Origin of the sequence: Guptibacillus algicola (assembly GCF_020171805.1) — a bacterium.
In the GTDB taxonomy this organism is placed as follows: Bacteria; Bacillota; Bacilli; order Bacillales; family Guptibacillaceae; genus Guptibacillus; species Guptibacillus algicola.
This window is the reverse complement of sequence record NZ_JAIVAF010000010.1, coordinates 12,133-36,536: the sequence shown is the minus strand read 5'-3', so window position 1 is coordinate 36,536 and position 24,404 is coordinate 12,133. Positions and strand designations below refer to the sequence as shown.

At 40.8% G+C, this 24,404-nt stretch carries 23 protein-coding genes and 2 tRNA genes; all 25 read left to right on the top strand.

Annotated elements, in window-relative coordinates:
• Positions 1-750: 750 nt before the first annotated feature.
• The 25 genes from ispE (at position 751) to hpt (ending at position 24,402) form a co-directional block, all read left to right on the top strand.
• Positions 751-1,617: a 4-(cytidine 5'-diphospho)-2-C-methyl-D-erythritol kinase gene (gene ispE / locus LCM09_RS20105; protein WP_224885470.1), complete on the top strand. Its 867-nt coding sequence runs from the start codon at positions 751-753 to the stop codon at positions 1,615-1,617.
• A 60-nt stretch (positions 1,618-1,677) separates the two neighbouring features.
• Positions 1,678-2,532, top strand: coding sequence for a pur operon repressor (purR, locus tag LCM09_RS20100; protein WP_224885468.1), 855 nt, complete (start codon positions 1,678-1,680; stop codon positions 2,530-2,532).
• Positions 2,529-2,903 (top strand): RidA family protein, encoded by a 375-nt coding sequence (locus LCM09_RS20095; protein WP_224885466.1) that lies wholly within the window; start codon positions 2,529-2,531, stop codon positions 2,901-2,903. The genes purR and LCM09_RS20095 overlap by 4 nt, the downstream gene beginning before the upstream one ends.
• 139 nt (positions 2,904-3,042) lie before the next feature.
• Positions 3,043-3,333, top strand: coding sequence for a septation regulator SpoVG (gene spoVG / locus LCM09_RS20090; RefSeq protein ID WP_224885464.1), 291 nt, complete (start codon positions 3,043-3,045; stop codon positions 3,331-3,333).
• A gap of 208 nt (positions 3,334-3,541) precedes the next feature.
• Complete coding sequence (glmU, locus tag LCM09_RS20085) at positions 3,542-4,909, top strand: bifunctional UDP-N-acetylglucosamine diphosphorylase/glucosamine-1-phosphate N-acetyltransferase GlmU (RefSeq protein WP_224885461.1); 1,368 nt, start codon at positions 3,542-3,544, stop codon at positions 4,907-4,909.
• 99 nt (positions 4,910-5,008) lie between these two features.
• The gene (locus tag LCM09_RS20080) at positions 5,009-5,959 is read left to right on the top strand and encodes a ribose-phosphate diphosphokinase (protein WP_224885459.1); all 951 of its coding nucleotides are present in this window, start codon (positions 5,009-5,011) and stop codon (positions 5,957-5,959) included.
• A gap of 92 nt (positions 5,960-6,051) precedes the next feature.
• Positions 6,052-6,702 (top strand): 50S ribosomal protein L25/general stress protein Ctc, encoded by a 651-nt coding sequence (locus LCM09_RS20075; protein WP_224885458.1) that lies wholly within the window; start codon positions 6,052-6,054, stop codon positions 6,700-6,702.
• Positions 6,703-6,824: 122 nt separating this feature from the next.
• Positions 6,825-7,382 (top strand): aminoacyl-tRNA hydrolase, encoded by a 558-nt coding sequence (pth, locus tag LCM09_RS20070; RefSeq protein WP_224885457.1) that lies wholly within the window; start codon positions 6,825-6,827, stop codon positions 7,380-7,382.
• A 56-nt stretch (positions 7,383-7,438) separates the two neighbouring features.
• The gene (gene fin / locus LCM09_RS20065; protein ID WP_224885456.1) at positions 7,439-7,669 is read left to right on the top strand and encodes an anti-sigma-F factor Fin; all 231 of its coding nucleotides are present in this window, start codon (positions 7,439-7,441) and stop codon (positions 7,667-7,669) included.
• Positions 7,670-7,763: 94 nt separating this feature from the next.
• Entirely contained in the window at positions 7,764-11,297 is a 3,534-nt protein-coding gene (gene mfd / locus LCM09_RS20060) for a transcription-repair coupling factor (RefSeq protein ID WP_224885478.1), read from the top strand.
• 148 nt (positions 11,298-11,445) lie between these two features.
• A complete protein-coding gene (gene spoVT, locus LCM09_RS20055; protein WP_224885455.1) occupies positions 11,446-11,976 on the top strand; it encodes a stage V sporulation protein T in 531 nt (176 codons plus the stop codon).
• Between the two features lie 103 nt (positions 11,977-12,079).
• On the top strand, positions 12,080-13,672 hold the full coding sequence (locus LCM09_RS20050) for a putative polysaccharide biosynthesis protein (RefSeq protein ID WP_224885454.1): 1,593 nt from the start codon (positions 12,080-12,082) through the stop codon (positions 13,670-13,672).
• A 4-nt stretch (positions 13,673-13,676) separates the two neighbouring features.
• Positions 13,677-15,137, top strand: coding sequence for a bifunctional methyltransferase/pyrophosphohydrolase YabN (gene yabN, locus LCM09_RS20045; RefSeq protein WP_224885453.1), 1,461 nt, complete (start codon positions 13,677-13,679; stop codon positions 15,135-15,137).
• 13 nt (positions 15,138-15,150) lie between these two features.
• Positions 15,151-15,411 carry an RNA-binding S4 domain-containing protein gene (locus tag LCM09_RS20040; protein ID WP_224885452.1) on the top strand — a complete coding sequence of 87 codons (261 nt, stop codon included), beginning with the start codon at positions 15,151-15,153 and terminating at the stop codon, positions 15,409-15,411.
• A gap of 126 nt (positions 15,412-15,537) precedes the next feature.
• On the top strand, positions 15,538-15,846 hold the full coding sequence (gene yabP, locus LCM09_RS20035; protein ID WP_224885451.1) for a sporulation protein YabP: 309 nt from the start codon (positions 15,538-15,540) through the stop codon (positions 15,844-15,846).
• Positions 15,843-16,433 carry a spore cortex biosynthesis protein YabQ gene (yabQ, locus tag LCM09_RS21010; protein ID WP_224885449.1) on the top strand — a complete coding sequence of 197 codons (591 nt, stop codon included), beginning with the start codon at positions 15,843-15,845 and terminating at the stop codon, positions 16,431-16,433. The genes yabP and yabQ overlap by 4 nt, the downstream gene beginning before the upstream one ends.
• Positions 16,434-16,445: 12 nt before the next feature.
• Positions 16,446-16,829: an FtsB family cell division protein gene (locus LCM09_RS20025; protein ID WP_224885447.1), complete on the top strand. Its 384-nt coding sequence runs from the start codon at positions 16,446-16,448 to the stop codon at positions 16,827-16,829.
• A gap of 75 nt (positions 16,830-16,904) precedes the next feature.
• Positions 16,905-17,357: a S1 domain-containing RNA-binding protein gene (locus LCM09_RS20020; RefSeq protein WP_224885445.1), complete on the top strand. Its 453-nt coding sequence runs from the start codon at positions 16,905-16,907 to the stop codon at positions 17,355-17,357.
• Positions 17,358-17,510: 153 nt separating this feature from the next.
• Positions 17,511-17,587 (top strand) — tRNA-Met (locus tag LCM09_RS20015).
• A gap of 11 nt (positions 17,588-17,598) precedes the next feature.
• Positions 17,599-17,673 (top strand) — tRNA-Glu (locus LCM09_RS20010).
• 486 nt (positions 17,674-18,159) lie between these two features.
• The gene (gene spoIIE / locus LCM09_RS20005) at positions 18,160-20,637 is read left to right on the top strand and encodes a stage II sporulation protein E (protein ID WP_404800873.1); all 2,478 of its coding nucleotides are present in this window, start codon (positions 18,160-18,162) and stop codon (positions 20,635-20,637) included.
• A gap of 75 nt (positions 20,638-20,712) precedes the next feature.
• On the top strand, positions 20,713-21,444 hold the full coding sequence (locus LCM09_RS20000) for a VWA domain-containing protein (RefSeq protein WP_224885443.1): 732 nt from the start codon (positions 20,713-20,715) through the stop codon (positions 21,442-21,444).
• Positions 21,413-22,384 (top strand): serine/threonine protein kinase, encoded by a 972-nt coding sequence (locus LCM09_RS19995; RefSeq protein ID WP_224885441.1) that lies wholly within the window; start codon positions 21,413-21,415, stop codon positions 22,382-22,384. The genes LCM09_RS20000 and LCM09_RS19995 overlap by 32 nt, the downstream gene beginning before the upstream one ends.
• 72 nt (positions 22,385-22,456) lie before the next feature.
• Positions 22,457-23,869, top strand: coding sequence for a tRNA lysidine(34) synthetase TilS (gene tilS / locus LCM09_RS19990; protein ID WP_224885439.1), 1,413 nt, complete (start codon positions 22,457-22,459; stop codon positions 23,867-23,869).
• Positions 23,863-24,402, top strand: coding sequence for a hypoxanthine phosphoribosyltransferase (gene hpt, locus LCM09_RS19985; RefSeq protein ID WP_224885437.1), 540 nt, complete (start codon positions 23,863-23,865; stop codon positions 24,400-24,402). Before tilS ends, hpt begins: the two co-directional genes overlap by 7 nt.
• Positions 24,403-24,404 lie beyond the last annotated feature (2 nt).

The window sequence follows — 24,404 nt, the reverse complement described above, 5'->3', positions numbered from 1 at the left end:
AACTCCGATATTTCACTCTTTCACAGGAATACAAAAAGCGTATTCCCGTTCAAGAGTTCCAATATCTCCGTTTCTAAGCGCTCGTTTCCGCTTTTCTGGTGTCTAGCTGCAGTGGCCAGGTCCTCGATCGCTTCACCTTTTCAATTGAACACAAAGGACGTGTTCCCTTGAAAAGGCTCCAGCGCTTGTCGGACCTAAACGGCCACCTCCGCTTTTCGTTTTCAACTCGCAGAAACTCCGATATTTCACTCTTTCACAGGAATACAAAAAGCGTATTCCCGTTCAAGAGTTCCAATATCTCCGTTTCTAAGCGCTCGTTTCCGCTTTTCTGGTGTCTAGCTGCAGTGGCCAGGCCCTCGATCGCTTCACCTTTTCAATTGAACACAAAGGACGTGTTCCCTTGAAAAGGCTCCAGCGCTTGTCGGACCTAAACGGCCACCTCCGCTTTTCGTTTTCAACTCGCAGAAATTACGATATTTCACTCTTTCAAAGGAACACAAAAAGCGTGTTCCATTTCAAGAGTTCCAATATCTCCGTTTCTAGACGCTCGTTTCCGCTTTTCGAGATGTCTAGCTACAACTCGCAGAAATTACGATATTTCACTCTTTCAAAGGAACACAAAAAGCGTGTTCCATTTCAAGAGTTCCAATATCTTCATTTCTAAGCGCTCGTTTCCGCTTTTCCTATGTGTTACAATTATTCGGAGAAATAAATTTGTCGAACGGTAGAACTAAAATGAAGGTGAACGAGATGAAGAAACTTAGTGTGAAGGCACCTGCGAAGATTAACTTAGCGCTTGATGTGTTATACAAGCGGTCTGATGGTTTTCATGAGGTGGAGATGGTCATGACAAATGTTGATTTAGCTGATCGATTGGAGCTGTCTGAACTTCGATATGATGGGATTGTTCTGGAATCTACAAGTGGCTTTGTTCCAGATGATAAGAGAAATTTAGCTTATCAAGCAGCTGCGCTTTTAAAGGAGCGTTTTTCCATTAAGAAAGGAATTTCAATTAAAATCGATAAGCAAATTCCCGTTGCTGCGGGGTTAGCAGGTGGAAGTAGTGATGCGGCTGCTACACTTCGTGGGTTGAATGAGTTATGGGAGTTAGGTCTTAGCTATGATGAGCTTGCTGAACTAGGGTCACAGATTGGTTCAGATGTTGCGTTTTGCGTGTATGGGGGAACGGCTGTTGCGAGAGGGCGTGGAGAGGTGATTACGCCAATTGATGCACCTCCACCATGCTGGGTGATCCTTGCTAAACCTTCGATCGGTGTTTCAACTGCCGATGTGTACAAAAGACTTAATACTTCCAAAATGGTTCATCCCGATATTGAAGGAATGGTTGAGGCAGTTGAATCAAAGGATTATGATGCAATATGTGGCAAGCTTGGAAATGTTCTAGAGGATGTAACGCTTAAACTTCATCCCGAGGTTCGTCAAATCAAGGAGAAAATGGAACAGCTTGGTGCGGACGGCGTGTTGATGAGTGGAAGTGGTCCTACAGTGTTTGGGTTAACAAGGCACGAGTCACGTATGCAAAGGATTTATAACGGATTAAGAGGCTTTTGTGATCAGGTTTACGCTGTCAGGTTACTAGGAGAGAAGAACCCTTGATAAAATCCGTATATTAATGGTATATTATTTGTAATTATTCGGATTTTTGGAGGTTCTTCTATGAAGATGAAGCGAAGTTCTCGACTGGTTGACATGACAAGGTATCTACTTGAGCATCCGCATCGGTTAGTATCATTAACAAATTTCTCAGAACGATATGGAGCTGCTAAATCCTCAATCAGTGAGGATTTGGTAATCATTAAGGAAAACTTTGAACAACAGGGTGTCGGATCATTACTAACAGTTCCAGGGGCAGCAGGTGGTGTTCGGTACATCCCGTTGATTAGCCGCCCTGAAGCTGACAAGGTAGTTTCGGAACTCTGTGAGTTTCTTGAAAGTCCTGAAAGACTTTTGCCCGGCGGGTATTTATACTTAACAGATATCCTTGGAAATCCAGAAATGATGAACCAGGTAGGCCGTTTATTCGCTTCTGTCTTTGCGAACCGAGACATCGATGTTGTGATGACGGTAGCTACAAAAGGTATCCCGCTTGCTTACGCTGTAGCGAGTCATTTAAATGTGCCTGTCGTGATTGTAAGAAGAGATAGCAGGGTGACTGAAGGTTCTACAGTAAGTATCAATTATGTTTCTGGATCGTCCAAACGTATCCAAACGATGGCTTTGGCGAGACGAAGCTTAAAGCCTGGTGCAAATGTCCTTATTGTCGATGACTTTATGAAAGTTGGGGGAACCATTCAAGGAATGGTGAATCTTTTAGAAGAATTTCAGGCTGAGGTAGCGGGGATCGGTGTTCTCGTAGAAGCAGAAGGCGAAGGAGAAGAACGGTTAGTTGAAGAGTATGTATCGATGATGAACCTAGGCGGGGTCGATATGAAGCAAAGAACCATTCAAGTAGCTCCAGGTAACTATAAGGATTTTCTCACTAATTCAACACAAGGAGTGGAAACCGAATGAAAAAAATATTCACCACTGAAGCGCCAGAAGCAATAGGCCCATATTCACAAGGTGTCATAGTAAATAACTTATTTTATAGTTCAGGTCAAATTCCATTAACACCAGAGGGAACGATGATTGGTGAGGGAATCGAAGAACAGACGCATCAAGTGTTTGCTAACATCAAAGCAGTTCTTGAAGAGGCTGGTTCTTCATTAGAAGATGTTGTGAAAACAACAGTCTATATAAAGGACATGAATCAATTTAGCTCCATCAATGACATATATGGCGAATACTTTTCTGAACATCAACCAGCTAGGTCTTGCGTGGAAGTTGCTCGTTTACCGAAGGACGCTTTGGTTGAGATGGAAGTTATCGCTCTTGTTCGTTAAAACACTCATTATATGGGTGTTTTTTTGTATCAAAATAAATTTTTATAAGATTTTTTATTTTTAGAAGAAGGGATTTTTGTAAATAAGTTGAATATTGCATATATGCTCTAACTAATGGAAAAAGGTGGTGTACTCACAGGTGGAAATTACAGATGTTCGCCTACGTCGTGTGAATACGGAAGGACGCATGCGCGCAATCGCTTCCATCACGATGGATCATGAGTTTGTTGTTCATGACATCCGTGTGATTGATGGAAATAACGGCATGTTTGTAGCGATGCCAAGCAAAAGAACTCCAGATGGAGAATTTCGCGATATCGCTCATCCGATTTCCTCGAATACAAGGGAAAAAATTCAATCAGCTGTATTAGCTGAATATCATCGTGTTGGAGAAATGGAATCTGCATATGAAGAAGCTGGTGCTTCTTAATAGGTGAAAGCCTGGTCGAATGACTGGGCTTTTTTTATATGGAAAAAAATAATTTTTTTCATTAATATGGAAGAGTTATTTATAGAATATGACGAATAATTCATTTTAAGGGTAAAATGCTTGATATTTAGGGAACTTCCTTGAAAATAAGGGGTTTTTAAGATATAGTCATAGTGGAAAAAAAGGATACAATGGAGGTTCCATATACATGAATAGATACGCAGTGGTATTGGCAGCAGGTCAAGGTACACGTATGAAGTCAAAGTTATACAAAGTCCTTCACCCTGTTTGTGGGAAGCCCATGGTAGAACATGTCGTTGACCAACTTAATGCCCTTGAGCTAAAAAATGTTGTGACTGTTGTTGGACACGGAGCTGAAATGGTAAGCGAACAGTTAGGAAAGCGGTCTGAGTATGTTCTTCAGGAAGAACAGCTAGGCACAGCTCATGCGGTTATGCAGGCTAAAGATATTCTTTCTGATCAGGACGGAGTAACTCTAGTTGTATGTGGTGACACCCCTTTGATTACGAAAGATACGATGGATTCTTTGCTTTCGTATCATGAAGAGCAGAACGCAAAGGCGACAATCCTTACTGCAAAAGCGGATAACCCGTTTGGTTATGGTCGTATTATTCGTGATGAGAACGGAAGCGTACAACGCATCGTTGAACAAAAAGATGCAAACGAAGCAGAACAAAACGTAACTGAGATAAATACAGGTACATATTGTTTTGATAATAAGACACTCTTTGAAACCCTTCAATTAGTAAACAATGAAAACTCTCAAGGTGAGTATTATTTACCAGATGTCGTTGAAATTCTGCAACAACAAGGTGAGGTTGTAGCTGCTTATCAAACAGCAGATTTCAATGAAACGATGGGTGTTAATGACCGTGTAGCACTTTCTCGTGCAGAGCAAGCTATGAAAAAGCGAATTAATGAGAAACATATGCGTAACGGTGTGACTCTTATTGACCCTGATGCAACATATATTTCTCCTGATGCAACAATTGGCCAAGACTCTGTCATTTATCCTGGTACGACTATTAGCGGAGAAGTAGTCATCGGTGATGAAACTGTGATTGGACCAAATAGTGAAATTAAAGACAGCAAAGTGGGTAGCAAAAGTGTTGTTAAGCAATCCGTCGTTCATAATAGTGATGTAGGAAACGATGTTACGATTGGACCTTTCGCTCACGTGCGTCCTTCTTCTGAAATTCACGATGGCGTAAAAATTGGTAATTTCGTAGAAGTGAAAAAGTCTGTTATGGGAGAAGGAAGCAAAGCCTCTCACTTAAGTTATATCGGTGATGCTGAAATCGGTAAAGAAGTGAACCTTGGCTGTGGATCAATAACTGTTAATTACGATGGTAAGAATAAATACCTCACTAAAGTAGAAGATGGAGCGTTTATTGGCTGTAATGTGAATTTGATTGCACCGGTTAACGTTGGTAAAGGAGCTTTTGTCGCAGCTGGCTCAACGATAACGGATGATGTGCCAGAACAAGCTTTGTCTATTGCGCGCTCTCGTCAGACAAATAAAGAAGACTATGCTTCGAAATCGAACGACAATTAATTCTGAAACGATAAGAAAACCCGAATTGTAGAGTGAATTCAGCGCTCTGTCTTCGAGCGCTTGCGCTTTTCTTATTAATTAATGGAGGGGTAACGGCCAATGGCTAATTATTTAGATCCAAACTTGAAAGTGTTTAGTTTAAATTCGAATCCTGACCTTGCTGAGGAAATCGTTGAACACATTGGTGTTCACATGGGAAAGTGTTCGGTTGTACGTTTTAGCGACGGAGAAATTCAAATAAACATTGAAGAAAGCATCCGTGGGTGTGATGTGTATGTTATTCAATCCACTTGCTCACCAGTAAATGAAAACATTATGGAGCTTCTTATTATGGTTGATGCGTTAAAACGAGCTTCTGCAAAAACCATTAATGTGGTTATTCCATATTATGGTTATGCGCGTCAAGACCGTAAAGCACGATCAAGAGAACCTATTACTGCTAAGTTGATGGCAAACTTGCTAGAGGTAGCTGGTGTATCCCGTTTGATTACGCTCGATCTCCATGCTTCTCAAATTCAGGGATTCTTCGATATTCCTGTTGACCAACTGCTCGGCGTACCAACACTTGCTAAACATTTTGAGGAGAAAGATTTAGATGATCTTGTAGTCGTTTCTCCTGATCATGGTGGAGTAACAAGAGCTAGGAAGCTTGCTGAACGTCTTAAAGCTCCTATTGCTATCATTGATAAACGTCGTCCACGTCCAAACGTCGCTGAAGTAATGAATATCGTCGGTAATATCGAAGGGAAAACAGCAATCATTATTGACGATATTATCGATACAGCAGGTACGATTACTCTTGCGGCTAATGCTCTCATAGAGAACGGAGCAAAAGAAGTGTATGCTTGCTGTACTCACCCTGTTTTGTCTGGACCTGCAATTGAACGAATCGATAACTCTAAAATTAAAGAGCTAGCAGTAACAAATACGATTCCGCTACAGGATGAAAAACAAATCGACAAAATTACTCAGCTATCAGTTGCCCCGCTACTTGGAGAAGCGATTATCCGTGTTCATGAACAGCTTTCTGTAAGTAAATTATTCGATTAAAATAAAAAAGATTTAAAACATGAGTTTATTACTATCTTGATAAGGGTATTCATATAGAAGACATAAAACCTATTCAGGAAGGTGATTTCCAAATGGCAGCAACATTGAAAGCATTAGATCGTAATACAACAAAAAGAAGCGAATTAAGAGTACTGCGTGAAGAGAAAGAAGGGCTTCCGGCAGTATTGTACGGCAAGGATCGCAGTAGCGCACCGGTTTCTGTTGATGCTCTAGAGTTCATCAAAATATACCGTGAAGTAGGTAAGAACGGTGTAATCGAGCTTGATTTTGAAGGGCAAGGTAAATATCCTGTAATGGTTTATGACATGCAGGTAGATCACTTGAAAAACCAAATCATGCACGTAGACTTCTATTCTGTAGATCTTGATAAAGAAGTAGAAGCAGAAGTTCCTGTACATCTAAAAGGAACTGCACAAGGTGACAAAGACGGTGGCGTCGTGCAGCAAATGCTTCACGAAATCACAGTAAAAGCAAAACCTAATGATTTCCCAGATAGTATCGAAATCGATATTTCTGAGTTGAATATTGGAGACGCTGTTCTAGTTAGCGATCTTCCAAAAGGTAATAAGTATGAAGTGACTGCTGATGGAGAAGAACCAATCGCATCAGTTGTACCTCCTACGAAAGAACCTGTTGAAGATGAAGAGGAAGCTGACGAAGTGGCAGAAGAACCACCTGCTGATGAAGAAGAAACAGACGACGAAACTACAAAAACAGAATAGCTAACTAAGACGTAACCTGCCTGGTTACGTCTTTTTTACAAGATTTATTTTTTGATTGATGAATATTGATCTGTTTTTTTGATACGATAGAAGAAAAGTAACGAAAGGTAGGACGTTAACCGTTGAAACTTATAGTTGGTCTTGGCAATCCAGGCAAGAAATTTAATAATACACGCCATAATGTAGGGTTCATGGCAATAGATGAACTTTCAAAAGAACTTGGCATCTCAATCGATCAAAAGAAATTTAATGGGGTGTATGGAAAAGGAATCGTAAACGGAGAGACAGTCTATTTACTTAAACCACAAACATATATGAACTTATCAGGCGAATCTGTTCGTCCCCTTATGGAATACTTCAATATTGAGGTGGATGATCTGCTTGTCATTTATGATGATCTGGACCTACCTACTGGCAAAGTTAGATTGCGTCAAAAAGGTAGTGCTGGTGGTCACAATGGAATGAAGTCTATTATTGCGCATGTTCATACACAAGAATTTAAGAGGGTTCGAATCGGAATCGATCGTTCCGGTAGAGATACCGTGATTGATTATGTGTTAAAGCCATTCTCAAAGGAAGAGCAACCATCCATTCAAGAAGCTATCGAACGAACTGTAAAGGCTTGTGAAGCATGGACAACTGAATCTTTCCCAGAAGTTATGAATCACTATAACGCTTGAATATCCGTTCTTTCTCCCGTCAATACTAGGAAAAGGTAGCGATAGGGAGGATTACTATGGATATTAATTATGTTTGCAGGCATTGTGATGTCGAAGTTGGATCAATTAAACAAAACGATTGTTCACTAGATGTGTTAGGGTTTCATCAGCTAACAGATGAAGAGCGACAATCGATGCTCGAATATAAGCATGATGGTACAATTGAAGTAAAGACAATTTGCGAAGACTGTCATGAGGCGATGGAAAGAACCCCATCTTATCATGAGTTAGATACATTTATTCAATAGAGGCTTTGGGCGAAAACCAAAGCATTTTTGCGTTCTTAAAAGAACATACATGATTTCGTTGCTTTTAAGAATGAGAGGGGAGAATATGCAAACAATGTTAGGCCTAAGAGAATATTTTAGTAAAGGTGATGAATTTCAGTCTATCTTTTCGGGTGTAAAAGAAGGACTTAAAGAACAGCTTGTTGCAGGACTATCTGGTTCTGCTCGCATGCTTTTAATGGCTTCCCTTTACCATGAAACAAAGCGTCCCCAGCTCATTATTACCCATAACTTGTTTCAAGCTCAAAAACTCTATGAGGATATGAGTGAGCTGGTTCCAGCGGATGAAGTTTATTTATATCCCGTAAATGAACTGATTTCCTCAGAAATAGCCATTGCTAGTCCAGAGTTAAGAGGACAGAGAATGGAAGCTTTGAATTATTGGATCAAAAATAAAAAGGGGATTGTCATCGCACCGATATCAGGCGTAAGGCGTTACTTACCTCCAAAGGAAATCTGGGAGAAGAGTCAGGTTTCGTTTAAAGTGGGGGATGACATACCACTCGAAGAAACTCTTAATACATTTGTGTCGCTTGGGTATGATCGGGTACCGATGGTATCTTCTCCAGGCGAATTTAGTGTGCGTGGTGGAATTATCGATGTTTATCCTTTAACAGAAAACCAGCCTATTCGAATTGAGTTATTTGATACAGAAGTAGATTCGATCCGATTCTTTGATATCGAGTCACAGCGTTCTGCGGAAAAAACGGAACATATTACGATCGGACCTGCTGAAGAGGTCGTATTGTTCCCAGAACAGTTCGAAAAGGGGGCAGAGCGACTTCAGAAGGAACTTCAGTCTTCCCTCTCCAAGATGAAAGATCAGAAGGCTAAAGAAGCGATGCACCAAAATATTACGTATGAAATCGATCAGTTGAAAAACAAACAAAACTTCCAAGGCATTATTAAGTACATGGACTTTTATTATGATCAACCAGCAAGTTTACTAGATTATTTGCCTGAGGATGGATTGGTCGTTTTTGATGAGGTTAGTCGAATTCAGGAAATGTCATCAGATCTGGACAAGGAAGAGGCCGAGTGGCAAACTGCTCTGTTAAAACAGGGTGAAATTGTTTCATCTGTTTCTTTGTCGAGATCATATGATGCATTATTTTCTCAACCAGATCACGTCACGCTGTACTTATCTATCTTTTTGAGACATGTTCCTTATACGAATCCACAGAACATCATCAATGTTTCATGTAAGGCAATGCAGAATTTCCATGGTCAAATGAAGGTGTTAACGACTGAAATTGAACGTTGGAAAAAGAGTGGGATGGCGATCGTATTTCTTGCCGCAACTGAAGAACGCCGAAAGCGCTTAGAACGTGTCCTAGAGGATTATGATATTGACGCGATGGTTGTGGAACAGGACACACCGATTTCTCATAACAAACCACAGATGTTAATCGGTAGTTTGAATGGAGGCTTTGAGCTTCCGATGCAAAAGCTCGCCGTATTAACTGAGGCGGAAGTGTTTACGAAGCAATCCAAAAAGCCTCGTCGCTCACAAAAAATGTCGAACGCAGAACGTATTAAGAGTTATTCCGAACTAAAAGTTGGCGACTATATCGTTCACGTTAACCATGGTATCGGAAAGTATCTTGGTATTAAGACGCTTGAAGTTGGAGGCATCCATAAGGATTACCTCTACGTTAGCTATGCGGGGAATGACAATCTCTATGTACCAGTGGATCAAATTGATCAGGTCCAAAAATACGTAGGATCTGAAGGGAAAGAACCGAAGCTCTATAAATTAGGCGGAACTGAATGGAAGAAAGTAAAGCGTAAAGTACAATCATCTGTTGAGGATATTGCGGATGATTTAATCAAGCTATACGCAGAGCGAGAAGCGAGTGTTGGTCATAGCTTTGAAAAGGATACGCTTGAACAGAAAGAATTTGAAGCGGCATTCCCATATCAAGAAACAGACGATCAGCTGAGAGCCATTCAAGAAATTAAAGAAGATATGGAGAAATCTCGTCCGATGGATCGTCTTCTGTGCGGTGATGTTGGTTATGGGAAAACCGAAGTGAGTATCCGTGCTGCATTTAAAGCGATTATGGATGGAAAACAAGTGGCATTACTTGTTCCTACTACAATTCTTGCGCAGCAGCATTTTGAAACGATCCGTGAACGTTTTGCTGATCATCCTATTAATATTGGCTTATTGAGTCGTTTCCGTTCGAGAAAAGAACAGAATGAAACGATCAAAGGCTTGAGGAATGGCACGATAGATATCGTAATCGGTACCCATCGTCTTCTTTCAAAGGATGTTACGTATAGCCAATTAGGATTATTAATCGTTGATGAAGAACAACGATTTGGTGTTACACATAAAGAAAAGATTAAGAAATTAAAAGCGAATGTTGATGTACTTACGCTTACAGCAACTCCAATTCCGCGGACGCTTCACATGTCTATGCTTGGCGTACGAGATCTTTCAGTTATTGAAACACCGCCAGAAAATCGTTTTCCAGTCCAAACGTATGTTGTTGAACATAGCGGGACATTAGTTCGAGAAGCGATAGAGCGGGAACTTGCTCGTGGAGGTCAAGTTTACTTTCTGTATAACCGAGTTGAATCGATTGAGAATATGGCGGATCAAATTCAAACACTCGTACCAGAAGCGAGGGTTACGTTCGCGCATGGTCAAATGGGTGAAAATGAGCTCGAATCCGTTATGATTGATTTCCTTGATGGCAACTATGATGTATTGGTAAGTACAACAATTATTGAAACGGGTGTAGATATTCCGAATGTAAACACTCTATTAGTGTATGACGGTGATAAGATGGGTCTCTCTCAGCTTTATCAGCTAAGAGGACGTGTAGGACGGTCGAATCGAGTGGCTTACGCATACATCACGTATCAGCGAGACAAAGTGCTAACGGAAGTTGCTGAGAAAAGGCTACAAGCGATAAAAGAATTCACTGAACTAGGTTCAGGATTCAAAATTGCGATGCGAGATCTTTCTATTCGAGGTGCTGGTAATTTACTTGGTGCCGAACAGCACGGCTTTATCGACTCAGTTGGGTTCGATCTTTATTCTCAAATGCTTAAGGAAGCCATTGAGGAGCGAAAAGGTGAAAAGCCGAAAGAACCAGAGTTCACGGTTGAGATTGATGTTGAGGTCGATGCTTATATTCCAGGAACGTATATTAGTGATGAAAAGCAAAAGATCGATATGTACAAACGCTTTCGTTCGATTGAATCATTAAAAGATATTATGGATCTGCAGGATGAGATGATGGATCGATTCGGTGATTTCCCTGAAGAGGTCGATTACCTGTTCCAAATTTCTCGACTAAAGGAAATGGCAAAAGAGTTGAAGGTAGAAAAGATAGGGCGCAGCAAAAAAGATATCAAGCTTCTATTCCATGAAACTGCTCGTGAGGCAATCGGGGGAGAAACAATCTTTGAAGTGGCGAATGAATATGGAAACAAATTAGCGCTAGGTGCAGAAGGTAACAAAGTCTCTATAACCGTTAAGGGAAGAGGGCTAGAAACGAAAGCACACCTTCAGCTTGTTGAAAAAGTATTGAAGAAAATTAAGAAAGCAATGCAACAGCCGATCAAAGCGAAATAAAGGCGATTTTGGGTGAACAACATAAATTTGACAGTTTTATGAATAGAACTCAATAGACGAAAAGATACTAATGGAAAGATATTGTAGATCAGCTAATCATCAATGGTTGAAGAAATCACTTATATTTCCAGAAAGCGAGGCAACTTAGATGAAAGCAACAGGTATCGTTCGTCGTATTGATGACTTAGGTCGTGTTGTCATCCCGAAAGAAATTCGCAGAACGCTCAGAATCAGAGAAGGAGATCCACTGGAGATTTTCGTGGACCGTGAAGGGGAAGTAATTCTAAAAAAGTACTCCCCTATTAGCGAGCTCGGTGATTTCGCAAGAGAATATGCGGAATCATTAGCTGAGCACTCAGGGCATATTGCTTTGATTTCTGACCGTGATGTGTACATTGCTGCTGCAGGCGGTCCGAAAAAAGAGTACATGAATAAAAGTATTGGTAGCACTGTAGAAAAGTCCATGAATGAACGCAAATGTCTTCTTAACCCAGATAATTCGGAACTTATTGACAGTGTCCCAAATGATACAGGGCACGTCATCGCTCCAATCATTGCAAATGGAGACCCGATTGGATCCGTTACTCTGCTCGCAAAAGAAGCTGAGCAAGTTACTGAATTAGAACAAAAGCTCTCAGAAACAGCAGCTGGCTTTTTGGCTAGGCAGATGGAGCAATAGGACAAGCTGATGGAGGCCTCGTTGCCTCCTTTTTTTATTTGTAAAATATGGTGTTATGATATAATTCGTACATAATTAGAAGTTGTAAGTATGGCGGGTGACTATGAATACAAGCGAAGTTCAAAAAGGATTTTGGCACGGCGCGTTTTTGCTTACAGCCGTAGCACTTTTTATGAAGGTATTAAGCGTCGGATATCGAATCCCTTATCAAAATATTGCAGGTGACATTGGTTTTTACGTATACCAACAAATCTATCCCTTTTATTCCATTACGATCATTTTAGCTACATATGGTTTTCCGGTCATCGTGTCTAAACTTGTATCCGAGAAACTAGCAGGTAAGCAATATGAGGAAGCAGAACAAATTTCTCGGTACAGTTTTTATGTCTTAACCATGTTAGGAGTAGTTGGGTTTATCTTTCTATTCTTCGGTGCCCCGTTTATCGCTGAATTAATGGAAGATCGTGACCTTACTGTGCCGTTAAAAGCGACTGCATTTTCATTTCTGTTAATGCCAGGGATCGCTTCTATACGGGGATATTTTCAAGGTAATGAAAATGTTCTTCCTACTGCATGGTCACAAGTTACTGAGCAGTCAGTTCGAGTAACGGCAATCCTGGTTATATCGATCACTTTAGTAGCGAACCACCATAATGCATATACAATTGGCACCGGTGCTGCGGTTGGATCTTTGGTTGGCGGTTTTTCAGCGCTGATCCTACTGACTTTCCTCCGCATGAAGAAGAGAACTGATAAGAAAAAGGGGCTTCCGATTGAGTTCACAAAAATCTTTGAAGTCTGTCGCAGATTATTATCAGAAGGTACATTAATTTGTGTGAGCGTTTTGATTATGGTTCTCTTTCAGCTAATGGATGCGCTAACGATTGTCCCTGCCTTAGGTGAATACGGATTAGATTCATATAAAGCAAAAGAAACAAAAGGTATTTTCGACCGAGGACAGCCGCTAATCCAAGTAGGAACCGTATTAGCGACATCCCTTTCCCTGTCGATCGTCCCTGTTATTGTAAAAGCTGTTTCCAATCAGAAGCACGATGTCATTCGAGAAAAAACAGGGCTCGCATTAAAGATCAGTTTCGTCACTGGGGCTTCTGCATCGGTTGGTCTTGCCCTCATTATGAGAGAAACGAACACGATGCTATTTAAAGATGATTCATTGTCGCTCACACTAAGTATCCTTGCTGCTGCTATTCTATTTTGCGCGATTGCCATGACCGCTGCAGGTATTTTGCAGGGGGTTGGGTTAGAGAGGTTAGCTGCTCGGTATACTTTGGTAGGGATAATCGTGAAAGTATTAGGAAATATTTTACTCATTCCTGTTATCGGAATTAATGGTGCTGCTATATCAAGTGTTATCGGTTTTCTTGCAGTTGCTGCGCTAGCAAGTATAGCGGTGTATTCCCATATTGGGTTAGGCAAATATTCTTTTCGCTTCTGGCGATTCGTTCTTGCTCTTATAGTGATGAGTGGTACAGTCGGATTATTATCTACACTTATCCCATCTAATGAATCGAGAGTGATTGCAAGTGTCACTGCATTGTCAGGTGCGATTGTGGGAGTCTTCGTTTTAAGTATTACGGTTATCTTGGTTCGTGTTTTCACGACAGATGAATTGTTACAGCTCCCAAAAGGAGAGAAATTGGTTTCGCTACAACAGAAACTAAGTAAAGGAGCATAAATGTATGACTAATAAGATCACGATAATAGGAACGGGTGCTGGTGATTTCGATCAGCTTTCTATAGGAAGCTATCGCAAGCTCCAATCAGCAGGGCGAGTCTATGCACGAACAATCGACCACCCCGTTATTCGAGAGCTCATAGAAGAAGGTTTAGACATTCATGGGTTTGATCATGTTTATGAAGAAAATGAATCCTTCGAGCACACATACCGTGCGATTGTAGATGAACTTTGGGACGAAGCATCAAAGGGGTCACTCGTATACACCGTACCTGGACACCCCATGATGGCTGAAGCTACCGTACAATTATTACTGAATGAAAGTAAGGGAAAAGGAATCCATGTAGAGGTAGCAGGAGGACAAAGCTTTCTCGATGCATTGTTTACTGCAGTACGTATCGACCCTATTGAGGGGTGTCAAATTCTCGATGCAACACGCTTTATGCGGGAAGAGGTACAGGTAAGAAACCATCTCATATTTGTTCAAGTGTATGACCAATTCACAGCTTCGAACGTAAAGTTAACCCTTATGGAGTTACTTCCCGATGATTACGAAGTTACCGTTCTGCAAGCTGCAGGCAGTAAAGACGAAAGAGTCGTATCCGTTCCATTGTTTGAGCTCGACCGTACTGTGGAAGTAAATAATCTAACAGCAGTTTATGTCCCTCCCGTCCAGGAAGAAACCATTTTATATCGTGATTTTTCATGGTTAAGAAATGTGGTCGCGACACTACGGGGGCCTGAAGGCTGTCCGTGGGATAAGAAACAAACGCATGAATCGTTGAAGAAATACTTGCTAGAAGAGTCCTACGAAGTTATTGAAGCAATCGATTCAGGAGATGTTGATCATTTAGCCGAAGAACTAGGTGATGTGTTACTGCAAGTCATGCTGCACGCTCAAATCGGTGAAGATGATGGGATGTTCTCTGTAGACGATGTTATTTATTATTTGAATGAAAAGCTTATCCGTCGCCATCCGCATGTGTTTGGAGAAGAGAAAGCTCATACAGCAGAGGAAGTTGCTGGTCTATGGAACAGCGTAAAGCAGAAAGAGAAAGGTTCGACGCCTTCAAAGCTCGACGGAATAACAAAAGGATTAACTGGCTTGATGCGAGCTTCAGAACTTCAGAAAGCTGCTGCTAAAGTAGGCTTTGATTGGGATGAACCTGAACCAATTTGGGAAAAGGTTAAAGAGGAATTGAACGAATTCCATGAAGCAGTTAAACACGAAACATTTGGTTCGAAAGAAGAAGAACTTGGCGATTTGTTGTTTGCCATTGTTAATCTTGCTAGATATTATAAAATTGATCCTGAAGTAGCCGTGCATCGCACGAATCATAAATTCGAAAAACGTTTTCAATACATTGAGAAGCGCGTGCTAGAAAATAACGAGTTAATCGATGCCATGTCGCTTGAAGCACTAGATCACTATTGGGAAGAAGCGAAATCAAAAGGAATTAAGTAAAGGGGAGAGAACGATGAGATTAGATAAATTTCTTAAAGTTTCTAGATTAATAAAACGTCGCTCGATTGCAAAAGAAATTTGTGACAAAGGTAGAATCGAGGTCAACGGTAATAAGGCGAAAGCAGGCACGAACGTAAAGCCTGGTGACGAACTTGTTATTTCATTCGGCCATAAAAAGGTAACAGCTCAAGTCGATGCGCTGAAGGAAACGACCAAAAAAGACGAAGCAGGCATGATGTATACTATAGTAAAAGAAGAAGCTGCAGGAGAGTAAAAGGCCGGAAACGGTCTTTTTTTGTGCGCTAAATTCCTGGTTTCTAAATGCTAGAAGAGAGTTATACAGCTTGTTCTAAATCGCCATATCTACTCATAGTAATGTATCGAGAAGAGGGGGAGAGCGATGGATAATTATTATGAGTATGGCTCTTACGAAAATTCAGCAAGTACGCCAGATCATGACCTTGTCATGAAAGCCCGCAAATCACTTGAAATTACAGGAGTAAAACACGTAGATAGTTTCGATAATGAGGAATTTCTCCTCGAAACTTCAATGGGGTTCCTTGCTATAAGAGGGCAGCATTTGAAAATGAAAAATCTCAATGTTGAGCAAGGGCGTGTGTCGATTGAAGGGAAGATATTTGATCTTAGCTATCTGGATCATCATGAAGGGGATAAAGCTAAAGGATTCTTTAGCAAGTTGTTCAAATGACGCTTACCGTTCAATTCTATACAATGGTTGCCATGGTGGCTATGGGGGTGTGGCTGGGAATAGCCATGGATACCTATAGCCGTTTTCTTCATCCTAGAAGAAGCAAAAGTTTGTGGCTTTACCTTAATGATGTCGTGTTCTGGTTATTGCAAGGACTTTTAGTATTTTATGTATTATTCACCGTGAACGAAGGAACATTGCGATTATATGTATTTTTAGCGCTATTGTGTGGGTACGCAGCATATCGAGCTTTATTTCAACAGCTATACCGTCATACTCTAGAACGAATAATTATTATAACAGTCAGTGTCATAAATGTTATAAAGTCGTTAATTACAAATCTTGTCTATCGACCAGTATTGTTTATATTGAAACTTCTATTGAGCTTATGTATGATGTTAGTTAGTATGACTACAGCCATTTTTTGGTTTATTATCAAGCTCTTTTGGGTACCGGTTAAGTGGGGTTTTTTATTGTTATGGAGATTGATTCCTCGGTCAATTCGCTCTAGGCTAATAAAAACAGCAGGAATTGCCGATACAATAAAGAACTACATAAAAAACTGGTTGATGAAATTCAGAAAGTGAGGAGGGAAGAGCTTGGTTACTGCGAATAAGCGAAAGTCTAAAGTAACAGAAGTACACTCGGATTATAATAAGGAGCAACAATTACAAGATAAAGTCAAAGAGCGTAGACGAAGAGGTCTGATTCGCCGCCTTATTGCATTCGCGGTACCTGCTTTAGTCCTAACTATTCTATTTATCTCCGTATTCACTTCACAAGCTGCAACGATCAAAGAAAAACAAATACAGCAAAAGCAGGCCGAAGAAGAACTAGTCAAGCTTGAACAACAGGAAGAATATTTGAAGGAAGAGATCAAAAAGCTCAATAATTTAGATTATATTGGAGAGTTGGCTAGGCGAGATTACTCGATGTCAAAACCCGGCGAGACAATATTCAAGCTTCCTTCTTCATCAAATTGACACGTTGTTTTGCAAAGAGGTATAATTAAAATACGACTGATCTTTTAAAGATTTTAAGGAGGAGCTTTTTTTAAAATGGCAATCGAAGTAGGCAGCAAGCTACAGGGAAAGGTAACAGGTATTACTAATTTTGGCGCATTTGTTGAGCTGCCAGATGGAAAGACAGGTCTCGTTCACATCAGTGAAGTTGCAGACAACTACGTCAAGGATATCAATGATTTTCTATCAGTAGGTGACCAGGTTGAAGTTAAGGTAATCCAGGTTGAAAACGACGGAAAGATTGGATTATCGATTAAGAAGGCAAAAGATCGCCCAGTATCAGAACGTCCACGTAGTAGTGGAAGACCTGGTGGAGGAAGACCCGGTGGTGGAGGTTTTAAAGGAAAGCCACGCGGAGGAGGACGCCCGCAGGTAGAGTCGTTTGAGGATAAGATGAACAAATTCCTTAAGGACAGCGAAGATCGCCTTTCAACCTTGAAGAAACAAACTGAGTCTAAACGGGGTGGGCGTGGAGCTCGACGCGGCTAGACCTTGTTGTCTACTAAATATATTGGATTAATTTAAACAGACGTGCTTTTGCATGTCTGTTTTTTTATGAAAAAGTTATCTTAAAAACTAGTTGACACAATCTTTCAGGCGATGTATTATATATCTTGTGCTTATAAAAGCCACAGATAATATGGCGGTGTAGCTCAGCTGGCTAGAGCGTACGGTTCATACCCGTGAGGTCGGGGGTTCGATCCCCTCCGCCGCTACCATTTTTATCTTTGGCCCGTTGGTCAAGCGGTTAAGACACCGCCCTTTCACGGCGGTAACACGGGTTCGAATCCCGTACGGGTCACCAATTTAATTCGAGGAAGAGTACGGTCTTCTCACCCAAGGGTTCCCCTGCCGAAGTCATTTCAAGATGATGAATCAGCAGAACTAGCTTAACGCGTCGGAATCCCGTACGGGTCACCATTTTTAACTTCAACTTTAAATGAATAAACTAATAAATATACCCTGCATTAAGAAATTAATGCAGGTTTTTTTGTGTTTTTTATCCTCTTTTATCTCTTCTTTTCGACGATTTTATTCCCTGTCTCGATTTAATGAAAAAAAGCAAAGCAACCAGTGTCCTTCTTCAAGTTAGAAGGTATGAACTAATAATCCGATCTTCCAGGTGTTTACAGATTTCTTCCTGTGTCTACATCTGAATGACAAGCTTCACACGAAGAAGTCGAGAACTTTTAATGGTTCTAGCTTCTTTTTTTGACAAAAAGTGAATATGCCCTGTGCTTTAATGAATAACACAAACTTATTCGTAATGTTCGGCATTAAAATAAGATTGATGAAAGCAGGTGTGGGCATGCAAAGCGATTTGGTTTTGGAGCGATCAAGATCAAAGATGGGAAAGTGGGTTCAAGGGTTAAAGGAAAAGCTTGAACTATTGTTGTTCCAACGTGGTCTCTTACTGTTTGCAATCGGTTTTCTGCTTGGACGAGCCGTCATCCTCACTCAAGTCACACCATTTGCGCTTCCTTTTTTTGGAGCAGTGTTCTTTTTGAAGAAAGAACGGACGGTCATGATTATCATGGCTTTACTAGCTGGAGCTGTCTCAACATCGAATATAGAGAATACTGGTTTTATCATGATTGGAATCTTGTTTTTCCTTATCATTAATCGATTTATCAAACTTTCCTCCTTGTCTCTAATAAAGACACTACCTGTGTTAGTGTTCCTGACAAGTATGATGGGGAGACTCGTACTTAGCTTGATTATGGAAGGTACGCTAGCGAACACCAATTGGATCTTGGCCGTAGTTGAGGGTGCGTTAGGAATGATCTTAACGATTATCTTCATCCAAAGTATCCCGATAATTTCAGTGAAGAAACGAACACAAGCTTTAAAAAATGAGGAGATTATTAGTTTTATCATTCTTCTTGCTACGATGTTAACCGGTACGATCGGTTGGGTAGTATACGGGTTCTCGATTGAAAATATACTTTCTCGATATCTTGTCTTGATATTTGCTTACGTAGGCGGCGCGGCCATTGGATCAACTGTTGGGGTTGTAACAGGGTTAATCCTTGCGCTCGCAAATGTCGCCAGCCTCTATCAAATGAGTATGCTAGCTTTCTCAGGATTACTTGGTGGTCTTCTGAAAGATGGAAGAAAAATTGGAGTAGGGATGGGGCTCCTTATTGGAACGCTACTAATCGCCTTATATGGTAGTGGACCAGAGTTGCTGTATCCTAATTTGATAGAGTCTGGTATTGCCGTTCTCTTATTCTTTTGTACGCCATCACGGATTACATCTCAATTATCTAAGTACATTCCAGGTACGGTTGAACATGCTAATGAGCAACAACAGTATCTTAGAAAAGTAAGAGATGTGACCGCAAGTAGGGTAGAACAATTCTCGAGCTTGTTTCAAGCCTTGTCTACAAGCTTCTCGGATTCAGACACAGTTCCAGAAGAACAGTCTGAGCGAGAAGTAGACTATTTCTTAAGTCATGTAACGGAGAAGACGTGTCAGACATGTTTCAAGAAGGAAACGTGCTGGGCGAGAGATTTTGATACGACCTATTCTCACATGACGAATATTATGGAAGAGCTTGAACAGACGACCGAGATAAGAAACCATGGATTGAAACGAGATTTTGATCAACACTGTATTAAAGCGAATAAAGTAATTGAGATTATTGGCAAAGAGATGAGCCACTATCAGGCGAATCGCATGTTGAAGAAACAGGTCCGGGAGAGTAGGAAGATCGTAGCAGATCAATTGCTAGGAGTCTCGCAAGTAATGGGAGACTTCGCTAAAGAAATACAAAAAGAAAGAGATAACTTACATCAACAAGAGGACCAAATCATAGATGCAATTCAAAGCATGGGTCTTGAGGTAGGGCAGGTTGAGATCTACAGTCTCGAGGAAGGCAACGTAGACATTGAAATGAAAATCCCAGCGTGTGGAGGGCGCGGTGAGGGCGAGAAGGTCATAGCACCAATGCTTTCTGATATTTTAAAGGAAAATATTATTGTGAAAAAGGAAGTGTGTGCTGAACACGAACATCAAACGTGTCATCTTTATTTTGGATCAGCAAGAGAATATCTTGTAGAAACTGGTGTTGCAAATGCTGCGAAAGGTGGGGCATGGATTTCTGGAGACAGTCATTCAACCATTGAACTCGGAGCAGGAAAATATGCGATTGCCATAAGCGATGGAATGGGGAACGGTGAGCGAGCACATAAAGAAAGCACAGAAACGATTCAGCTCCTTCAGAAAATTCTTCATTCTGGTATCGATGAAACGGTCGCTATTAAATCAGTTAACTCGGTGCTGTCATTACGAAATACGGATGAGATCTTCTCAACGCTTGATCTTGCAATGGTAGATTTGCAAGATGCTTCAGCAAAGTTTCTAAAAATAGGTTCGATACCAAGCTTTATCAAACGAGGAGATAGGGTGATGATGGTAGAGTCTGCAAACCTACCGATGGGGATCATCCCAGAGTTTGATGTTGAAGTGGTTAGTGAACAGCTGAAAGCTGGCGACCTTTTGATTATGATGAGCGACGGGATTTATGAAGGTGTTAAGAATATTGAAAATCCAGAGTTCTGGATGAAACGCAAGATAAGAGAGTTAACCACAGATAAACCTCAGGAAGTTGCTGATTTAATTATGGAAGAGGTAATCCGTACAGAGTACGGTAGGATCGATGATGATATGACTGTCGTTGTCGCAAAAGTTAAGCGTAACATTCCAAAGTGGTCGACCATTCCAATCTACTCAGCTCCTTCTTTTAGAAAGAAAAAAGCACAGTGATGACAAGATCACTGATGTATAAACTCTCCTCCGAAAGGCGATGCTTGTAACAGCAAAAGGAGGGAGTAGGACGAGATGAAGAAAGGAACGCTGAGACAGATTTTATTGATCACGGACGGATGCTCCAATCAGGGAGAAGATCCGGTAGCTATGGCTGCGCTTGCAAGAGAATATGGAATGACAGTCAATGTGATTGGAGTTCTTGAGGAAAACGAGCGGACAGATGGATTAAAGGAGATCGAGAACATTGCATTATCTGGCGGGGGTATTCACCAGTTAGTTTATGCGCGCCAACTATCGCACACTGTTCAGATGGTTACTAGAAAGGCAATGACTCAAACGATTCAGGGGTTTATTCATAAGGAACTACAAACGATTCTAGGTAGTGACAAAGAGATAGAAGATTTGCCGCCTGAAAAAAGGGGACAGGTGGTAGAGGTAGTGGATGATTTGGGGGAAACAATGGATCTAGAAGTGTTGATATTAATCGACACTAGTGCGAGTATGCAGCATAAACTGCCTACGGTTGAAGATGCCCTGCTCGATCTCTCTATTAGTCTTCATTCAAGAATAGGTCAGAATGAATATTCATTGTATGCTTTTCCTGGTAGGAAGAAACAAGTAGAACGGTTAATGGATTGGACGCCTCAAATGAAAGATATCCATAAGATTTTCCCGAAACTATCATCAGGTGGGGTGACACCAACTGGACCTGCGTTGAAGGAAGCAATCGATGCATATCAGAAAAAGCGTTCAAAGAGAGGAATGCTAGAAGATGACGGATTCATCGAAGAATCAGGCAGCTAATGTTTCATATGGAACAAAGATAAGAGGGAAATGGAACAACGAATGTTATCAAATTGAAAAAAGGCTTGGCAACGGAGCGTTGGGTACTGTCTATCTAGCAAACTCTCGGAAGGGTCATGTTGCTGTTAAAGTTGGCAACGACACGATGTCGATTTCTTCTGAGGTGAACGTTCTTAAACAGTTATCAAAGGTCCAAGGATCCGTTCTTGGACCGTTTTTCTATGAGATGGATGATTGGGAAGTGAATGGGAAACGTCATCCTTTTTATGTGATGGAATATATTCATGGAGAACCACTCTTTTCATTTATCCAACGGAGGGGAAAAGAGTGGCTGGGTATTTTAATGTTACAGCTTCTGAGAGATTTGTCAGTATTGCATAGAGAAGGTTGGGTCTTCGGTGATCTGAAGCCTGATAATCTTCTTGTAGAAGGAGCGCCACCAAAGATGAGGTGGTTAGATGTCGGAGGCACCACAGTCATCGGGAGATCTGTAAAAGAATTTACGGAGTTCTTTGATCGTGGGTACTGGGGATTGGGGTCTAGAGTTGCTGAACCTTCATATGATTTGTTTTCAACGGCCATGATTATTATTAATGCAGCATATCCGAAGCGCTTCGATCGGCCTAAGGAAAATTCTGAAGCATACTTGATGAATAAGATTGATTCATCCTCCATATTAAAGCCGTATAGAACGATTCTGAGAAAAGCACTCACAGGAAAGTATCAACATGCTTTGGATATGAGGAACGAGCTATTTACTCTCTTGCAGGAAGATAATCCGAAATCCACAGCCAGGGTCAAAACCACCTCAAGAGTGACCACGAGAAAACAATCCAAAAAGACGAAGAACCATAAGAGGACAAGGTGGGTTGAAACCGTGCTGTTGTTCGCTTTAATTCTAACCATCTATACATTATACTTAGTTGGGTATGGGTTTTAGGGATAAATGAATGTTTCATTCCTAATCGGATAGGTTATTAGTTGTAAATATACCGCAAGAAAGGAAGACTTGATGTTGCTGCAGGACGTTGACCGATTTATTCAAAAGCATGATTTAATACATGAAGGTGATGTAATTGTTGCAGGTGTTTCTGGAGGTCCTGATTCCGTCGCGCTGCTTCACTACTTAAATAGATTAGCTTCAGGGTTAAAGCTCAACGTCATTGCAGCTCATGTCGATCATCAGCTACGCGGAGATGAATCAGCTGATGATCTTGTTTTTGTTAAACGCTTGTGTGAACGGGAAGGAATTCGATTTGAGTCTTCTTCTATCGATGTTGCTCACTACAAAGAAGAGAAGAAGGTTTCAACTCAGGTTGCTGCAAGAGAATGTCGATATGCGTTTTTTGAACAAGTTATGGAGAAGTACGATGCGACAAGCCTAGCTCTCGCACACCATGGTGATGATCAAATCGAAACGATGTTGATGAGGCAAGTTCACGGAAGTACGACCGGACTTTCAGGCATCGCGGTGAAACGAACATTTGCTACTGGACATCTTATTCGTCCCTTTCTATGTGTAACAAAAGACCAAATCCTTTCTTATTGTGAAAAGCACTCCCTTTTATTCCGTAATGATCCATCTAATGAAAGTGATGGGTATATGAGGAATCGTTTCAGGAAAAAGGTCCTCCCTTTCTTAAAGGAAGAAAACCCGAACGTTCATGTAAGATATCAATTATATAGTGAGCGGATGCAGAGTGATGAAGACTATTTAATGGAGCTTGCGGCCAAGCGATTAGATGATGTGATTATCGATCAAAATGACAAATTTGTGAAGATCAATAACAAGTCGTATCATTACTTGCCTATTCCTTTACAAAGAAGAGTGATTCATCTAATATTAAACTATCTTTACAAAAGCAATGCTCCTTTTTCTTCTATACATATTGAGGATTTGCGGTCTTTGCTCGATTCTGAGCATCCTTCAGCTTCCCTTGATTTGCCATTGGAATTAAAGGCAGTAAAATCCTATGACACCTGTTGTTTTACTTTTGAAACCTTTAAGGAAGTAGAATCGTATACAGAGCAGTTAGCTAGTACAGGTTCCGTTGAAACACCACTAGGAACCATTACAGCTAAGCCGGTAGATGAACTACCCTTACATTTATCAGGCGAGGATTTAATCATTGAGAGAACAATGTTTCCAGTCATTATTCGCTCAAGGCGAGCGGGTGACCGAATTCAGCCAAAAGGCATGATTGGGACGAAAAAGGTAAAGGATATTTTTATCGACCGTAAAATAAACCGTTCAGAGCGTGATGTGTGGCCCATTGTGGAAAATTCAGATGGTAACATTATCTGGGTTGCAGGACTGACTCGTTCTGAAAAAGTTATACTACCTGCAAAAGGGAAAAAGCTCGTGCATCTGCACTACGAAAAAAATTATCTACATAGGCTGGGAGGAAAGGATCACAGATGTTAAACGAAATACAAGAAACATTAATTAGTGAGCAAGAGATACAAGAGAAATGTCGTGAGCTTGGTAAACAGCTTTCAGATGAGTATGAAGATCGTTTTCCGCTTGTCATCGGCGTGTTAAAAGGTGCTCTACCTTTTATGGGTGACTTAACAAAACGTATTACGTGCCATCTAGAAATGGACTTCATGGATGTTTCAAGCTATGGTAACTCAACTGTTTCTTCTGGTGAAGTTAAGATTATTAAGGATCTTGATACTTCAGTAGAAGGACGAGACGTACTTATTCTCGAAGATATTATTGATAGTGGTTTGACGCTGAGTTACCTTGTTGATCTATTGAAATATCGCAAAGCAAAATCCATCAAAATTGTAACCCTGTTGGATAAACCAACTGGTAGAAAAGTCAACCTCAAACCTGACGTTGCTGGATTTATCGTCCCTGACGAATTTGTAGTAGGGTATGGTCTAGACTTTGCTGAACGGTATAGAAATCTTCCGTTCATCGGTATTCTTAAGCCCGAAGTTTATCAAGGTTGATT

Coding starts and splice junctions, on each gene's coding strand:
- ispE (WP_224885470.1), top strand. CDS start 751: ATGAAGAAACTTAGTGTGAAGGCACCTGCGAAGATTAACTTAGCGCTT.
- purR (WP_224885468.1), top strand. CDS start 1,678: ATGAAGATGAAGCGAAGTTCTCGACTGGTTGACATGACAAGGTATCTA.
- LCM09_RS20095 (WP_224885466.1), top strand. CDS start 2,529: ATGAAAAAAATATTCACCACTGAAGCGCCAGAAGCAATAGGCCCATAT.
- glmU (WP_224885461.1), top strand. CDS start 3,542: ATGAATAGATACGCAGTGGTATTGGCAGCAGGTCAAGGTACACGTATG.
- LCM09_RS20080 (WP_224885459.1), top strand. CDS start 5,009: ATGGCTAATTATTTAGATCCAAACTTGAAAGTGTTTAGTTTAAATTCG.
- LCM09_RS20075 (WP_224885458.1), top strand. CDS start 6,052: ATGGCAGCAACATTGAAAGCATTAGATCGTAATACAACAAAAAGAAGC.
- fin (WP_224885456.1), top strand. CDS start 7,439: ATGGATATTAATTATGTTTGCAGGCATTGTGATGTCGAAGTTGGATCA.
- mfd (WP_224885478.1), top strand. CDS start 7,764: ATGTTAGGCCTAAGAGAATATTTTAGTAAAGGTGATGAATTTCAGTCT.
- spoVT (WP_224885455.1), top strand. CDS start 11,446: ATGAAAGCAACAGGTATCGTTCGTCGTATTGATGACTTAGGTCGTGTT.
- LCM09_RS20050 (WP_224885454.1), top strand. CDS start 12,080: ATGAATACAAGCGAAGTTCAAAAAGGATTTTGGCACGGCGCGTTTTTG.
- yabN (WP_224885453.1), top strand. CDS start 13,677: ATGACTAATAAGATCACGATAATAGGAACGGGTGCTGGTGATTTCGAT.
- LCM09_RS20040 (WP_224885452.1), top strand. CDS start 15,151: ATGAGATTAGATAAATTTCTTAAAGTTTCTAGATTAATAAAACGTCGC.
- yabP (WP_224885451.1), top strand. CDS start 15,538: ATGGATAATTATTATGAGTATGGCTCTTACGAAAATTCAGCAAGTACG.
- yabQ (WP_224885449.1), top strand. CDS start 15,843: ATGACGCTTACCGTTCAATTCTATACAATGGTTGCCATGGTGGCTATG.
- LCM09_RS20020 (WP_224885445.1), top strand. CDS start 16,905: ATGGCAATCGAAGTAGGCAGCAAGCTACAGGGAAAGGTAACAGGTATT.
- spoIIE (WP_404800873.1), top strand. CDS start 18,160: ATGAAAGCAGGTGTGGGCATGCAAAGCGATTTGGTTTTGGAGCGATCA.
- LCM09_RS20000 (WP_224885443.1), top strand. CDS start 20,713: ATGAAGAAAGGAACGCTGAGACAGATTTTATTGATCACGGACGGATGC.
- LCM09_RS19995 (WP_224885441.1), top strand. CDS start 21,413: ATGACGGATTCATCGAAGAATCAGGCAGCTAATGTTTCATATGGAACA.
- tilS (WP_224885439.1), top strand. CDS start 22,457: ATGTTGCTGCAGGACGTTGACCGATTTATTCAAAAGCATGATTTAATA.
- hpt (WP_224885437.1), top strand. CDS start 23,863: ATGTTAAACGAAATACAAGAAACATTAATTAGTGAGCAAGAGATACAA.